Below are 14149 nucleotides of genomic sequence, written 5' to 3'. Positions count from 1 at the left end.
AGGGCGGGTTGGGGGCGTACGCCGTCAGTATGCCTCGACGACGTCGACCTCCTCCTCCGAGATCTCGCCGTCCACGATGCGGAACGAGCGGAACTGGAAGTCGCCGAGGCCGTCGGTGTCCGCGGTGGAGACCAGGACGTAGTGGGCGCCGGGCTCGTTGGCGTAGGAGACGTCGGTGCGGGACGGGTAGGCCTCGGTCGCCGTGTGGGAGTGGTAGATGACCACCGGCTCCTCGTCGCGGTCGTCCATCTCGCGGTAGAGCTTGAGGAGGTCGCCGGAGTCGAACTCGTAGAACGTGGGCGACATGGCCGCGTTCAGCATCGGGATGAAGCGCTCGGGGCGGTCCGATCCCGCCGGGCCCGCGATGACGCCGCACGCCTCGTCGGGGTGGTCCTTGCGCGCGTGCGCGACGATCTGGTCGACGAGGGCCTGGGTGATGGTCAGCATGTTCGTCAGGATAAGCAGAGGGGCCGCCCGGTACCGAGGTGCGGTACGGGGCGGCCCACATGCCGGACGTCCTGAGCGGCGGCCGGAGCGGGTGCCACGAGAACCCGCTGCGGCCGGACGTCCGCGGCGGAGGTCCGCGGTGAGATCAGCCGCGCAGGTCAGCCCACCTGCTCGAGCTCCTGCTCGCGGCGCTCGGCGACCTGGGGGTTGCGGGCCTTGAGTGCCGCCCAGCCGATGCCGAGGGCGGCCGCCCAGCCCGCCATCACGTACAGGCAGACGCGGGAGTCGGCGTCGTAGGCGATCAGGCCGGTGACGAAGAGCAGGAACACGATGGCGACGTAGGAGCACACCGCGCCGCCCGGCGCCGGGAAGGAGGAGGCGGGCAGCCGGCCCGCGTCCACCGCGCGGCGGTAGAGGACGTGGCTGACCAGGATCATCAGCCAGGTCCAGATGCCGGCCGCGGTCGCCACCGAGGTGACGTAGCCGAAGGCCTTCTCCGGGACGATGTAGTTGAGGATCACGCCGATGCCCATGAAGGCGACCGAGACGGTGATGCCGAGCGCGGGGGTCTTGGTGGCGGAGAGCCTGCTGAAGACCCGGGGGGCCTCGCCGTTGTCCGCGAGGGTGCGCAGCATGCGGCCCGTGGAGTACATGCCCGAGTTGCAGGAGGACAGGGCGGCGGTGAGCACCACGAAGTTGACGATGCCGGCGCCGGCCGGGATGCCGATGACCGCGAAGGCCTTCACGAAGGGGCTGACGCCCGCCGCGAACTCGGTCCACTTCACCACGCACAGGATGACGGTGAGGGCGCCGACGTAGAACAGGGCGATGCGCCAGGGCAGCGTGTTGATGGCCTTGGGGAGGGTCTTCTCCGGGTCCTCGGACTCGCCGGCCGTGACGCCGACCAGCTCGACGGCGAGGTAGGCGAACATGACGCCCTGCAGGGTCATCAGGGAGGAGCCGACGCCCTTGGGGAAGAAGCCGTCGAACTGCCAGAGGTTGGCGACCGACGCGGTGTCCCCGGCGGCGCTGAAGCCGAAGGTGAGCACGCCGAGACCGATCACGATCATGCCGACCAGCGCGGTGACCTTGACCATCGAGAACCAGAACTCGATCTCGCCGAAGAGCTTCACCGAGATCAGGTTGGCCACGAACAGCACGACGAGGAAGACCAGCGCCGTCACCCACTGCGGGACGTCCGGGAACCAGTAGTTGACGTAGATCGCGGCGGCCGTCAGTTCGGCCATGCCGGTGACGACCCACATCAGCCAGTACGTCCAGCCGGTGAAGTAGCCGAAGAACGGGCCGAGGAACTCGCGGGAGTACTCCGCGAAGGAACCCGAGACCGGCCGGTAGAGCAGGAGCTCGCCGAGCGCCCGCATGATGAAGAAGATGATCACGCCCGCGAGGGCGTACATGACGATCAGACTGGGACCGGCCTTGGCGATGTTCGCCCCGGCACCCAGGAACAGGCCGACGCCGATGGCGCCGCCGATCGCGATCATCTGGACCTGCCGGCTGCCGAGCCCGCGCTCGTAGCCCTCCTCCGGTGCCTCGGTGGCCTCGGTGACCTGCGAAGAGGTCATGTGTGGTGCGCCTTTCTCCATGCCGACCCGGGCCGCTGGTCGGCCTCGGATCGGGTTTCGATCCCCCCGGATTGATGGAGTTGAGCGGGCTTCGCGCGCCCGCCCGTGCCTGGCCGGCGGTCGCCGGCTCGGTGGCGCACCCGGACGAACATGGGTGGTGTTCGCCGGGCGGTCGTGAAGATTTATCACGGCCGCACCATTGATCACGGAGGAGGAGTGTGGCGCACACCACAGGGAGAAGGGGACAAAAAGCACTCGGACCCGCCAAAGCGGACCGCGACGGTAACGTGATCGTTATCCGGATTTGAGCGTCCGCTGAGCGAACGGTATACCGGGTGAAATCAGGGCATCAGCGTCGAGACGAGCGTCTCCTGCAGTCCGCCGAGCCACAGGTACGCCATCGCCATCGGCTTGCGCGGGTCCTCGTCCGGGAGCCGGTAGAGCAGGTCGGTGTCGTCCTCGTCGGCGATCTCCAGCCGGGCTCCTATCGCCAGCCGGAGGTCGTTGAGGGCGCCCAGCCACTGCCGGGACTCCTCGGGGCTCAGGCTGAGCACCGCGCCGCCCTCACCGGCGGAGGCCAGCGCGTCCAGGGAGCGGATCACCGACAGCGCGTTCTCCCGCTTGCCGGCCCGCAGGTCGTTCTCGGTGAAGCGGCGGAACTCCGCTGAGTACGCCCGCTGCTGCTCGGCGTCCTCGGCCGTGGCGGGGGTGTGCTCCGGGTCGCAGTAGGCGTCCGGGAGGAGGCGCCGGAGCACGGGGTCGGTGGGCGGCTCGCTCGGGCCCTCGGCGAACAGCTCGGCGAGCGGGTCGTCGGGGGCGTCCTCGGCGGGGCCGGGGCCGATTATCTCCAGGAGCTGGACGGCCAGCGACCGGATGATGGAGATCTCGACATGGTCGAGGGCGACGGCCGCGCCGCCGCCGGGGAGCGGTTCGAAGGTTCCGGGCATGGGTGAGGTCGTTTACTCCGGTCTGCTTCGGGTTACTTCCGGTCCTGCTGGAGCGTGGCCCACAGACCGTAGCCGTGCATCGCCTGCACGTCGCGTTCCATCTCCTCGCGGCTGCCGCTGGAGACGACCGCACGGCCCTTGTGGTGGACGTCGAGCATGAGCTTGGTGGCCTTGTCCTTCGAGTACCCGAAGTACGTCTGGAAGACGTACGTCACATAGCTCATGAGGTTGACCGGGTCGTTGTGGACGATCGTGACCCAGGGGACGTCGGGCTCGGGTACGGCGAAGACCTCCTCCGCCGATTCGGTGCGTTCGATCTCTACGGGAGCGGGTGACGTCACATGGCCCATGCTGCCACGCACGCCAGAAATCGTCACACTGACGAAATAGGAGTACCATCCATGGTCATGCCGCACACGCCGGGGGACGTCCCCCGGCCCCCCGGCCGGAACCGGGGGCACCCGGAGAGTCGTGACACAGGAGGGCTTTCGTGGCTGTAGCGGACCTGGGGCTGCCGGTGGACGTTCCCTCGACGGCGCTCTTCACCGACCAGTACGAGTTGACGATGCTGCAGGCGGCCCTGAAAGCGGGCACCGCCGAACGGCGCAGCGTGTTCGAGGTCTTCACCCGGCGGCTGCCGGAGGGGCGCCGGTACGGCGTTCTGGCGGGCGTCGGCCGGGTGCTGGACGCGGTGGAGAACTTCCGCTTCGACTCGGACGTCCTCGGTTTCCTGCGCGAGTGCGGGATCGTGGACGAGGAGACCCTGCGGTGGCTCGCCGGCTACCGCTTCTCGGGTGACGTCTGGGGCTATCCCGAGGGCGAGGTGTACTTCCCGGGCTCGCCGCTGCTGCGGGTAGAGGGCTCCTTCGCCGAGTGCGTGCTGCTGGAGACGGTGATCCTGTCGATCCTCAACCACGACTCGGCGATCGCGGCCGCCGCCTCCCGGATGTCCTCGGCCGCCGGTGACCGGCCGCTGATCGAGATGGGTGCCCGCCGCACCCACGAGCTGTCCGCCGTCGCCGCGGCCCGGGCCGCCTACGTCGGCGGTTTCACCTCCACGTCCGACCTCGCCGCGGGCTTCCGCTACCACATACCGACCGTCGGCACGTCCGCCCACGCCTTCACCCTGCTGCACGACCGCGAGCGGGACGCCTTCCAGGCCCAGGTCGACTCGCTGGGCCGGGGCACCACCCTGCTGGTGGACACCTACGACGTCGCGGAGGCGGTCCGCACGGCCGTCGAGATCGCCGGGCCCGACCTGGGCGCCGTGCGGATCGACTCCGGCGACCTGCTCCTCGTCGCCCACCGGGTGCGGCAGCAGCTGGACGAGCTGGGGGCCCGGAACACGAAGATCATCGTGACCTCGGACCTGGACGAGTACGCCATCGCCTCGCTGGCGGCGGCCCCGGTGGACGCGTACGGCGTCGGGACGCAGCTGGTGACCGGCTCCGGGCACCCGACGGCCTCCATGGTGTACAAGCTGGTCGCCCGCGCCGAGTCCCAGGACCCGAGGGCGCCGCTGGTGCCGGTGGCGAAGAAGTCGACCGGCGGCAAGACCTCCGTCGGCGGCCGCAAGTGGGCCGCGCGGCGGCTCGACGAACACGGCGTGGCCGAGGCGGAGGTCGTCGGCACCGGCCCGGTCCCCACCGCCCTCGCCGACCGGCAGCTCCTCGTCCAGCTGGTCAAGGGCGGCGAGATCGTGGCCCGTGAGCCGCTGGACGTCGCCCGTGACCGCCACGCCGCCGCCCGCGCGGGCCTGCCCCTGTCGGCGACCCAGCTCTCCCGCGGGGAACCGGTCCTTCCGACGGAGTACGTCCAGACGGGCCCGGGTAGCCAGTAGAGGTCGACGGATGTGTGGACGCCCCCGCGACGCGCCCCGGGGACGTCCCCGGAGCGGGGGCCGCGTCCGCGCGCGGGTCGTGCCCCCTCCCGCGCCCGGCGTGAAGTCTCTAGGCTCGGAGGTTCACGGCCGGGCCCGCGCCCCTTCACCACTTCGGATCCCACAGCGAAGGACACCCACCCATGCGCCGCGCCTTGATCGTCGTAGACGTGCAGAACGACTTCTGCGAGGGGGGCAGCCTCGCGGTGGCCGGTGGTGCCGACGTGGCCGCCGCCATCACCGAGCTGATCGGGCAGGCCCCCGCCGGGTACCGGCACGTGGTGGCCACCCGGGACCACCACATAGCACCCGGCGGCCACTTCGCCGACGACCCCGACTTCGTCCACTCCTGGCCGGCGCACTGCGTCGCCGGCACCGAGGGCGTGGGCTTCCACCCGAACTTCGCGCCGGCCGTCGCCTCGGGCGCGATCGACGCCGTCTTCGACAAGGGGGCGTACGCGGCGGCGTACAGCGGCTTCGAGGGCGCGGACGAGAACGGTGTGGGCCTCGCCGACTGGCTGCGGGCCCGGCACATCGACGAGGTGGACGTGGTCGGCATCGCCACGGACCACTGTGTTCGCGCCACCGCGCTGGACGCGGCCCGCGAGGGGTTCCGCACGCATGTGCTGCTCGACCTGACCGCCGGGGTGGCCGCGGAGACCACCGAGCGGGCGCTGGAGGAGCTGCGCGAGGCGGGCGTGGAGCTGACCGGCAAGCCGGTCGTCTCCGCCTGACCGGCCGCCCCTCCCCCCGTGCCGGCCGCCTCCCCGGCGGCTCAGAGCCCCGAACAGGATGGGAGTCCGATCAGCTCGCGGCGCCTGGTGCGTGCGATCGCAAGGCGCCGGAAGGTCCTCGACGGGGGTCTCCCCGCTCGAGCGAAGCCGAGAGTGGGGGAGGAGCTACCAGGGCCTTGCGGCAACGCAGCGAGCGTGCGTGCCAGGCGTCGCGAGCCGGGCTCCCATTCTGTTCGGGGCTCTCAGGCGGTCGGCTGTCTCAGCAGGGCGCGGATCGGGCGCCACAGCTCCGTGGCGAGCTCGGCCGAGGTGACACCGTTGTCGGGGGCGGTCCGCCATATCAGGCCGTCCGGGTGGTGCAGTACGGCGGTGATCTCGTCCGGGGTCGGCGGGGCGGCGTTGCCCCGCAGGTAGACGGCGCGCATCCCCAGGTTGCGCAGCCTGGTCAGGGCGCGGGCGCGGTTGTGGGCGTGGACCAGCACCCGTACGGCCCCGGCGGGGGCGCTCGCGGCCGGGCCGCCGAGGTCGGGGCGGGGCAGGTTCAGTGCCACCACCACCGTGCCGTTCGGCAGCTTGCAGAAGCCTCCTGCGGCCATGCGGTCATCCCCCCGTGTCGGTCGGTGTCAATAAGAGAGCCACAGGACGCACCTAAACACGATCGGCGGCAACCCGCCAAGGGGTTGCCGCCGATACGCTTGTGACCTGCGGAAACGTGGACTACTTCACCGCGGGTCCGACTTCCAGCTCGATCGTCGAGCCGTCCTTGCCCTGCTTCAGGATCCTGACCTTGGTGTTGGTGTCAGTGATCTTGACGCCGGCTGTCGGGTTCGAGACGTCGTAGTAGGTGCTGGTGTGGTCGTTGAAGACCGACACGCCCTTCGACGACTTGATCTTCGTCAGGACGTCCGCGTTGTGCAGCGTGAGGCCGTCGGTGCGCTCCAGGCTGAAGGGCGAGTCGTAGGCCTGGATGCGGTTGCGCATCAGCGTGCCGTCGGACCACTTCAGCGCGGTCGGGTGCGAGTCGATCGGCAGGATCAGGCCGGTGCCGGGGTGGTCCTTGGTGTTGTTGTCCGCCTGGGAGGTGTCCCACTTCCAGATCAGCAGACCGTTCTGGTACGGGTAGTGCTCCACCCAGTCCGGACGCACCGGCGTGAAGCCGAAGTTGTACGGGCCGACCTTGAGGGTCTTGTCGTACGACACGTACTGGCGGTTCTCGGCGATGTAGTACTGCTTGTAGTCCTTGGTGAAGGACGCGCCGATGCGGGAGAAGCCGTTCGCGGTCCAAGCGGCGTCCGCGCTCTCGGCGTTGTCGGAGAACAGCGCCGAACCGTCGGCGGTCAGCGTGATCTCGTCCGCCGCGAAGCCCTTGAGGGCCACGCCGCCGTCCGTCTGGTAGCGGAAGCGGAGCTGGATCTTCTTGCCGGCGTAGGCGTCGAGGGAGTACGACAGCTTCTTGTAGCCGTCGACCGTGCCGGTCAGGGCCGGGGTGCCGCTGGCGTCACGCGGGATGGCCTGGCCGTCCACCGTGCCGTCCAGCGCGGTCCAGTTGGCGCCGCCGTCGGTCGACACCTCGGTGTAGAGGTAGTCGTAGTTGGCCTCGATGTCGTAGTAGCCGTCGAGGGTCAGCGCCGCCGAGGACTTGCCGGTGAGGTCCACGGACCGGGTCAGCGTGTTCTTCAGGTCGTTGCCGCTGCCGCTCCACCACTGGGTCGAGCCCTGCGCGGGGGTGACGACCTGGGTCTCGACCGCCTTGTCGGGCAGGTTGACCACCAGCGCCTGCCGGTACTTGGTGTTGTACTCGGCGACGCCCAGCTTGTGCCAGGACTTGATGCCGGCCTTGGCGGTGTCGTAGTTCAGCCAGCCCAGCTGGAGCTTGTCCCAGGCGTTCATGTCGCCGGGCAGGTCACCGATGGACTCCTTGCCGGTGCCCAGCCAGGAGCCGGAGGACATCAGCGTCCAGAAACCGGTGGAGTTGTCGCCGCCGTTGGTGTCGTACTCGTCCGGCAGGCCGAGGTCGTGGCCGTACTCGTGGGCGTAGACGCCGAGGCCGCCGTTCTCCGGCTGGATGGTGTAGTCGCCGACCCAGATGCCGGTGTCGCCGATCTGCGCGCCGCCCAGCTTGTTGCCCGCCGGGCCGGTGGCGCCGGCGTCGGTGCCGAAGGCGTACCAGCGGTGGGCCCAGATCGCGTCGGTGCCCTGGGCGCCGCCGCCCGCGGACTCGTCCTCACCGGCGTGCACGATCTGGAAGTGGTCGATGTAGCCGTCGGGCTCGTTGAAGTTGCCGTCGCCGTCGTAGTCGTAGCGGTCCCACTGGTCGTACTTGGCCAGGTCCGCCTTGATGGCGGCGTCGGACTTGCCGGCCGCCTTCTGCTGGGCCACCCAGGCGCTCACGCCGTCGCTGACGACGTTCCACACGCTCGGGCAGTTGGTGGAGCCGCAGGCGTTGTTGCCGTAACGGGCCTCGTTGTAGGGGACCTTGACCCAGTCGGAGACCTCGCCGTCCACCGAGTAGCGGCCCGAGGACTGCTTCTCGTAGTACTTCTTCACCGACTCCGTCTTCTTGCCGGTGCCGAAGTAGAGGTTCTGGAAGTGCTTCTGGTTGTAGTCCTTCTGCCAGGCGGTGGAGTTGTCCTTGGCCCGGTCCGGCGCGGCTATCCGGTTGTGCAGGGGGCCCGCCGTGCCGCCGAACTTCGGGTCGGTCTTGTCGCCGAACTCCACGAGGATGGTGAAGATCTTGTCGGTCTTCTCCCGGCCCAGCTCGACGTACTTGCTGTCGCCCTTCTTGCTCTTGAGCTGGACGACCTTCGAGCCGTTGCGGTCCTTGGCCTTGGCCTTGCCGGACATGACCTCTTTGAGGGCCTCCTGGCGCTGGGCCTCCTGGGTCTTGCTCAGCGGTCCGTCGAGGTCGTGCTTCTGCTGCTTCACCGGTGCCGGGTCGTGCCGGTTCGCGGCGGCCGACTTGGCCGTGGTGGCAGCCTCCGCGACGGCGAAGGTGGAGAACGTGGCCGAGGCCGCCGCGAGCGCGACGCCTATCGCGGCCGCTCTGAACGTCCAGGGTCTGCTGGTCACTTGAGATCCTCCCCCGCGTCCGCGCGCACGGAAGAAGGGTCCTGGTCATGGAGAGGCCCGTGCGCGCCTGATCAACGCGTGTAGTCAAGTGACGACATTTGACTAGAGGTTTAAGAGAAAAGACAGACCTTGACTTGAGCAGGTCAAGTGCACTATGCGGAGCTGGGGTTCGCTTTACGAACACCCCGCGCCTCGCTCACCCGGCGCGTGAGTCTGTCCACTTACTGGACGCCATGACTCCGTGCGCCCCCTGTGCACCGGTACCGTGGGTTAGGTCACGCTTACCAGTCGTTCCACTCGGGCATGCAGGCGATTAGAGTCGAACGGTGGAACGCCCGGAAGTCGGCGGAAACACAGGCCGGCGTCCCGTCTCACCCCCACATCTTCCGAGGACACGATTACCATGCCTCGTCCGACCGCCGCACAGCTCGCCTACGGTTCCTGCACCGTGATCTTCTCGACGCTCGCCATGCTGCTGCTGTCACAGACGAGTTCGGGCCTCGGGATCGCGGTCATCGCCCTCGCCGCCCTCGCGCTGGGGGTACTGGTCGCCATGACGGTTCCCCTGCCGAAGTCGCGCGCGGTCGCCGCGCGGGACGGAAGCCAGGACCGGGAACCGGTGCCCGCCGAGCGCGTGACCGCCCGCCGGGAGCCGGTGGCCGCCGCGGTCGAGCCGGTCCGCGAGCCCACGGCCCCCTGACACCCGTGGCACCTTACGCCCCGTCAGCCGGTCAGCCGGTGCTGACCTCCACCGTCTTCGCGGCCTTGTCGTGCAGTCCCTGCTTGTAGGGCCTGTCGAAGAAGCTCCAGCCGCCGCAGATCGCCGTCCAGACGCAGGCGCAGCAGAAGGCGAACGGCACCCACAGCACCAGGGCGCGCACCAGGGAGTTCTGCGTGGAGGGCGTGCTGCCGTCCTCGAGGTTGGCCACCCGCATGCGCAGCCACTTCTTGCCGAGGGTCTGCCCCGACCTGGCGATCATGAAGGTGTCGTAGGCGACGAAGAGCACCGCGGTGATGAACGACTGCGCGAAGGACCTGCCGACCTCGAACCTGTTGCCGCTCATCTCGTCCTGCCACGCCCCCAGGGGCAGGGTGACCAGCCAGACCACGATGCCGACCATGATCATGTCGATGATGCGGGCCAGGGTGCGCCTGCCGCTGTCGGCGAGCGGGGGCATGCCGACGAGCGGATCGCTGGGGTAGCCGCCGCCTCCGTGCGGCTCACCGCCGTGGGGCGGGGGCTGGCCGCCGCCGGAAGGAGGCTGCCCACCGCCGTACGGCGAGCCCGCCCCCTGGCCGGGCGGGGGCTGCTTCCTGAACGGGTCGTCCTCCGGGGGCTGCGGTCCGGAGCCGGCGGGCGGTTCGCTGCTCATGGCCCGAGTCGATCGCGAACCCCCCGGCTCCGCATCCGCGGACGGCCGTCCGGAGTACGGGTGTCATCCGGCGGGCGGGCCGGCCCGGATACGCGGTGCCGCCCCGGCGGACGGGCCGGGCCCGGGCGCGCGATGCCGTCCCGGCGGACGGGCCGGGCCCGGATACGCGGTGCCGCCCCGGCGGACGGGCCGGGCCCGGGCGCGCGATGCCGCCCCGGCGGACGGGCCGGGCCCGGATACGCGGTGCCGCCCCGGCGGACGGGCCGGGCCCGGATACGCGGTGCCGCCCCGGCGGACGGGCCGGGCCCGGGTGTGCGGTGTCGTCCAGGCGGAGGCCGGGCCCGGGTGCGCGGTGTCAGGCCGCCACGAAGGTGTGGGCGGCCTTGTCGTGCCAGCACTGGTGCCACGGCCGGTCGAACAGGCACCACAGCACGCCGACCACGCCGACGCCGAGCAGGCCGGGGACGCTGTAGACCAGCCAGCGGCGCAGGGCCCGGCCGAACGACGGCGGCTCGTGCGCCTCGATGTCCCGCACCTCGATGCCGCACAGCTTCTTGCCCAGCGTGCGGCCCCACTTGGCGGTGGGCAGCACCTCGTACAGGACACCGGCGACCAGCAGCACGGCCAGGACGATGCCGAGGTAGGCGCCGGTCGTGCCGTCCAGCAGCCAGACGGTGACGGTACGGCCGGACAGCTTGGCCGCGTCGATCTTCTCCTGGACGTGGTCGACGGCCTTGACGCCCAGCGGTACGGCCGCCGTGGCGGTGACCGCACCGAGGACCAGCGTGTCGACCAGGCGGGCGACCAGCCGCTTGCCGACCCCCGCCGGCCGCGCCGCCGCCTGCCGTCGGGCGACCGCCTGGAACGGGTCCTCCACCGGCGGCTTCCACGGCGTCACGGGCTGCTCGTCGGCCCCCGCGAGCCGGTGCACCTGCTGCGCCCAGGACGACTGCCCGCCGCCCGCACCGCCGGCCATCGGGGCCGGCACGGGAGCCGCGGCCGGACCCGACAGCGGCGTCGCCTGCGGGGGGACGGAGGCGGCGACCGGGGACGGGGCGGAGGCCTGGGGGGCGGACCCCAGGGCGTTGCCCTGGGCCTGCGCGGGGAGCCGCGCCTGGCCGGGACCGTGCGCCTGCGCCTGGCCGTGCACCGGGCCCTGCGTCTGGCCGGGGACCTGTGCCTGGCCGTGCACCGGGCCCTGTGCCTGGCCCGGGACCTGCGCCGGGCCTTTCGCCGCTGCCGCCCGGGCGGCGGCCGCCTTCCCGGCGCCGAACCCGGGTTTCGCGGCGCCCCCGGAGGCACCCGCGCCGGCGGCTCCGACGGGCCCCTGCACCCCGAAACCGGCGGAGTCGTCGCCCGCCCCGTCCCTCTGCCCGGAGCCCGGCGTACGCGGCGGAACCTGCCGGAACGTCATCGTGCCGTCGTCCGCCGGCCCCCCGGAGGTGCCGGCCGGGCGCCGGAAGACGAACGTGCCGCCGTCGTCCGTGCCGTCGGAGGCCTGGTCCGCGGGCGGGATCGTCGCCGTGCCGTCGGTGCTGGCCGCCCGGCCGTCCGGCTGGGCCGGGGAGTCCGCGGCCACCCGCGGATCGGCGCCCCAGGAGACGCGGCGGTCCTGGTCGCCGCCGAAACCGGACTGCCCGCCCGGGTCGGCACCCCACGCCGACGCCGGCTGCGCCGCGGGGGCGGCGGGCGGGTCCTCGTCGAAGAAGTGCGGGCCGGTCTCCTCGACCGCCGCCGGGGCGTGCGGCTGCTGCTGGGCCGGCCAGGTGCCGGGCGGTGCGGCGAGCGATTCGCCGTCCTTCGGCGCCGGCCGGCTGGTGCCCGGCACCCAGGCGGCCCCGTTCCAGTACCGGACGTAGCCGGGGATGGACGGGTCCGGGTAGTAGCCCTCGCGGGGCCTGTCGTCTCCGGGGGCCGGGGTTGGGGCGCTCATGTCCGGGTCGTCCCGTATCTGCTCGGGGGTCGTATGGGGGCTCCACATCTATCAGACCCACGCCGTCCCGAGCGCCAGTCCCGCAGGACCCACCCCTTTCCGGGCGACCCCGTGCTAGAGACTCCCGCGGGCTTCACAACCCGCCGGGGCGCGGATCCGGAAAAAGTCCCCGAACCCGCGTAACGCCCCCGCCCCGGCCGCCTCTCACCGTGCACGGGCCCGCTCCCACGGCCCCGACGCGAGAGGAACGGAACGTCATGCAGCACATCGTGGTGGAACGCGAACTCGAACTGCGGCTCATCCTTTCCGCCGACCACAGCTTCCCGGTCCCGGCCCGGCTCGGCTACCGCTCGGACGATCCCTACGCCGTCCACATCGCCTTCCACGTCACCTCCGAACAGCCCGTGAACTGGACGTTCTCCCGCGATCTGCTGGTGGAGGGGGTGTTCCGGCCGTGCGGGCAGGGCGACGTCAAGGTGTGGCCGACCAAGGTGGACGGGCGCGGCGTCGTCCTGATGGCGCTGAGTTCACCCGACGGTGAGGCCCTGCTCCAGGCACCGGCCGCCCAGCTGGCCGCCTGGCTGGAGCGCACACTGCGCGCGGTGCCCCCGGGGAGTGAGGCCGAGCGGCTCGGGGTGGACGGCGCGCTCGACCAGCTGCTCGCCCGGTGACCCCGGGGAAGGGAGCGTCAGAACAGCTTGCCGGGGTTCAGGATTCCCAGCGGGTCGAACACCTGCTTGACGGCGCGCTGCATCTCCAGGCCCACCGGGCCGACCTCGCGGGCGAGCCACTCCTTCTTCAGGACGCCGACGCCGTGCTCGCCGGTGATGGTGCCGCCGAGTTCCAGGCCGAGGGCCATGATCTCGTCGAAGGACTCACGGGCGCGGCGGGTCTCGTCGGGGTCCTGGGCGTCGAAACACACGGTCGGGTGGGTGTTGCCGTCACCCGCATGGGCGCAGACGCCGATCGTCAGGCGGTACTTCTCCGCGATCCGTTCGACGCCCTGGATCATCTCGGCGAGCCGCGACCGGGGCACGCACACGTCGTCGATCATCGTCGTGCCCTTGACGGCCTCCAGCGCGACGAGGGCGGTCCGGCGGGCCTGGAGCAGGAGTTCGGACTCGGCGGTGTCCTCGGCCGGGACCACCTGTGTGGCGCCCGCGGCCTCGCACAGAGCGCCGAGGGCGGCGAGGTCCGCGGCGGGGTCGGGGGTGTCGAAGGCGGCCAGCAGCAGGGCCTCGGTGGTCTCCGGCAGGCCCATCCGGGCGAGGTCGTTGACCGCCTTGACGGTCGTACGGTCCATCAGTTCGAGGAGGGACGGCACATGGCCGCCCGCCATGATCCGGCACACGGCGTCGCAGGCGTCGGCGGCGGAGGCGAACTCGGCCGCCAGCACCAGCTGCCGCGGCGGTCTCGGCCTGAGGGCGAGGACGGCCCGTACGACGATGCCGAGGGAGCCCTCGGAGCCGACGAACAGGCGGGTCAGGTCGTAGCCCGCCACGCCCTTGGCGGTGCGGCGGCCGGTGGACAGCAGCCGGCCGTCGGCGAGGACGACGTCCAGACCGAGGACGTACTCGGCCGTCACCCCGTACTTCACGCAGCACAGCCCGCCGGAGCCGGTGCCGATGTTGCCGCCGATGGTGCACATCTCCCAGCTGGAGGGGTCCGGCGGGTAGTACAGGCCGTGCTCCTCGACCGCGCGGGAGAGCACTGCGTTGACCACGCCCGGTTCCACGACCGCGACGCGGTCGACCGGGTTGATCTCCAGGATGCGGTCCATCCGGGTCAGGGAGAGGACGATGCAGCCGTCGGAGGCGTTGGCCGCGCCGGACAGGCCGCTGCGGGCGCCCTGCGGGACGACCGGCACGCGCAGCTCGGTGGCGGTGCGCATGACGTGCTGGACCTCCTCGGCCGTGCGCGGCAGCACCACCACGGCCGGGGTGCCGGCCGGGCAGAAGCTCGCCATGTCGTTGGCGTAGGAGGCGGTGACGTCGGGGTCGGTGAGGACCGCCTCGGCCGGCAGGCCCGCGAGCAGCCGGTCGGTGAGGTTGCCCTGGGCTTCGTCACGCGGCGCTTCGATACGGCTCATGATCACAGCGTCGCACCCGGGGCCATCGGTGTGAACCCCGCACACGGCACCCTTGGGCCACCCGGATGTGCTCGTCATATTGACGCACAGTA

13 protein-coding genes are annotated in these 14149 nt (G+C 71.3%); 4 read left to right on the top strand and 9 right to left on the bottom strand.

Annotation, left to right across the window (positions count from 1 at the left end):
* Positions 1-24: 24 nt before the first annotated feature.
* The 4 genes from ACWC21_RS10115 to clpS all read right to left on the bottom strand — a co-directional run bounded on the left by ACWC21_RS10115 (position 25) and on the right by clpS (position 3330).
* A complete protein-coding gene (locus ACWC21_RS10115) occupies positions 25-447 on the bottom strand; it encodes a Mov34/MPN/PAD-1 family protein (protein ID WP_450880030.1) in 423 nt (140 codons plus the stop codon).
* A 158-nt stretch (positions 448-605) separates the two neighbouring features.
* Entirely contained in the window at positions 606-2033 is a 1428-nt protein-coding gene (locus tag ACWC21_RS10110; RefSeq protein ID WP_450880028.1) for an amino acid permease, read from the bottom strand.
* 341 nt (positions 2034-2374) lie between these two features.
* Positions 2375-2980 carry a DUF2017 domain-containing protein gene (locus ACWC21_RS10105; protein WP_450880026.1) on the bottom strand — a complete coding sequence of 202 codons (606 nt, stop codon included), beginning with the start codon at positions 2978-2980 and terminating at the stop codon, positions 2375-2377.
* 32 nt (positions 2981-3012) lie between these two features.
* Positions 3013-3330: an ATP-dependent Clp protease adapter ClpS gene (gene clpS / locus ACWC21_RS10100; RefSeq protein ID WP_142152253.1), complete on the bottom strand. Its 318-nt coding sequence runs from the start codon at positions 3328-3330 to the stop codon at positions 3013-3015.
* Positions 3331-3470: 140 nt separating this feature from the next.
* On the opposite strand from clpS, the gene ACWC21_RS10095 reads away from it, so the two are divergent.
* Both ACWC21_RS10095 and ACWC21_RS10090 read left to right on the top strand, forming a co-directional pair.
* Complete coding sequence (locus ACWC21_RS10095) at positions 3471-4820, top strand: nicotinate phosphoribosyltransferase (protein ID WP_450880024.1); 1350 nt, start codon at positions 3471-3473, stop codon at positions 4818-4820.
* Positions 4821-5002: 182 nt separating this feature from the next.
* On the top strand, positions 5003-5593 hold the full coding sequence (locus ACWC21_RS10090; RefSeq protein WP_450880021.1) for an isochorismatase family protein: 591 nt from the start codon (positions 5003-5005) through the stop codon (positions 5591-5593).
* Between the two features lie 242 nt (positions 5594-5835).
* Here the strand turns inward: ACWC21_RS10090 and ACWC21_RS10085 are convergent, their stop codons facing one another.
* Positions 5836-6189 (bottom strand): hypothetical protein, encoded by a 354-nt coding sequence (locus ACWC21_RS10085; protein ID WP_450880020.1) that lies wholly within the window; start codon positions 6187-6189, stop codon positions 5836-5838.
* A 121-nt stretch (positions 6190-6310) separates the two neighbouring features.
* A complete protein-coding gene (locus ACWC21_RS10080) occupies positions 6311-8662 on the bottom strand; it encodes an immune inhibitor A domain-containing protein (protein WP_450880019.1) in 2352 nt (783 codons plus the stop codon).
* A gap of 403 nt (positions 8663-9065) precedes the next feature.
* Here ACWC21_RS10080 and ACWC21_RS10075 point away from each other — a divergent pair, with 403 nt between their 5' ends.
* The gene (locus ACWC21_RS10075; RefSeq protein WP_450880017.1) at positions 9066-9362 is read left to right on the top strand and encodes a hypothetical protein; all 297 of its coding nucleotides are present in this window, start codon (positions 9066-9068) and stop codon (positions 9360-9362) included.
* Positions 9363-9393: 31 nt separating this feature from the next.
* Here the strand turns inward: ACWC21_RS10075 and ACWC21_RS10070 are convergent, their stop codons facing one another.
* On the bottom strand, positions 9394-10035 hold the full coding sequence (locus tag ACWC21_RS10070) for an RDD family protein (RefSeq protein WP_450880015.1): 642 nt from the start codon (positions 10033-10035) through the stop codon (positions 9394-9396).
* A 355-nt stretch (positions 10036-10390) separates the two neighbouring features.
* The gene (locus tag ACWC21_RS10065) at positions 10391-11968 is read right to left on the bottom strand and encodes an RDD family protein (protein ID WP_450880013.1); all 1578 of its coding nucleotides are present in this window, start codon (positions 11966-11968) and stop codon (positions 10391-10393) included.
* Between the two features lie 257 nt (positions 11969-12225).
* Here ACWC21_RS10065 and ACWC21_RS10060 point away from each other — a divergent pair, with 257 nt between their 5' ends.
* Positions 12226-12639 (top strand): SsgA family sporulation/cell division regulator, encoded by a 414-nt coding sequence (locus ACWC21_RS10060; protein ID WP_450880011.1) that lies wholly within the window; start codon positions 12226-12228, stop codon positions 12637-12639.
* Between the two features lie 17 nt (positions 12640-12656).
* On the opposite strand, the gene ACWC21_RS10055 is transcribed toward ACWC21_RS10060, so the two are convergent.
* Positions 12657-14063: an FAD-binding oxidoreductase gene (locus ACWC21_RS10055; RefSeq protein ID WP_450880009.1), complete on the bottom strand. Its 1407-nt coding sequence runs from the start codon at positions 14061-14063 to the stop codon at positions 12657-12659.
* Positions 14064-14149: the final 86 nt, after the last annotated feature.

It is taken from the genome of Streptomyces sp. NPDC001348, from assembly GCF_053597535.1.
Note: the sequence above shows the minus strand (reverse complement) of the source record. Positions and strands in the feature narration are given on the sequence as shown.

What these genes read in the sequence shown, in the direction of transcription:
- ACWC21_RS10115 (WP_450880030.1), bottom strand. Translation starts at nt 447, where the DNA reads ATGCTGACCATCACCCAGGCCCTCGTCGACCAGATCGTCGCGCACGCG.
- ACWC21_RS10110 (WP_450880028.1), bottom strand. Translation starts at nt 2,033, where the DNA reads ATGACCTCTTCGCAGGTCACCGAGGCCACCGAGGCACCGGAGGAGGGC.
- ACWC21_RS10105 (WP_450880026.1), bottom strand. Translation starts at nt 2,980, where the DNA reads ATGCCCGGAACCTTCGAACCGCTCCCCGGCGGCGGCGCGGCCGTCGCC.
- clpS (WP_142152253.1), bottom strand. Translation starts at nt 3,330, where the DNA reads ATGGGCCATGTGACGTCACCCGCTCCCGTAGAGATCGAACGCACCGAA.
- ACWC21_RS10090 (WP_450880021.1), top strand. Translation starts at nt 5,003, where the DNA reads ATGCGCCGCGCCTTGATCGTCGTAGACGTGCAGAACGACTTCTGCGAG.
- ACWC21_RS10085 (WP_450880020.1), bottom strand. Translation starts at nt 6,189, where the DNA reads ATGGCCGCAGGAGGCTTCTGCAAGCTGCCGAACGGCACGGTGGTGGTG.
- ACWC21_RS10075 (WP_450880017.1), top strand. Translation starts at nt 9,066, where the DNA reads ATGCCTCGTCCGACCGCCGCACAGCTCGCCTACGGTTCCTGCACCGTG.
- ACWC21_RS10070 (WP_450880015.1), bottom strand. Translation starts at nt 10,035, where the DNA reads ATGAGCAGCGAACCGCCCGCCGGCTCCGGACCGCAGCCCCCGGAGGAC.
- ACWC21_RS10065 (WP_450880013.1), bottom strand. Translation starts at nt 11,968, where the DNA reads ATGAGCGCCCCAACCCCGGCCCCCGGAGACGACAGGCCCCGCGAGGGC.
- ACWC21_RS10060 (WP_450880011.1), top strand. Translation starts at nt 12,226, where the DNA reads ATGCAGCACATCGTGGTGGAACGCGAACTCGAACTGCGGCTCATCCTT.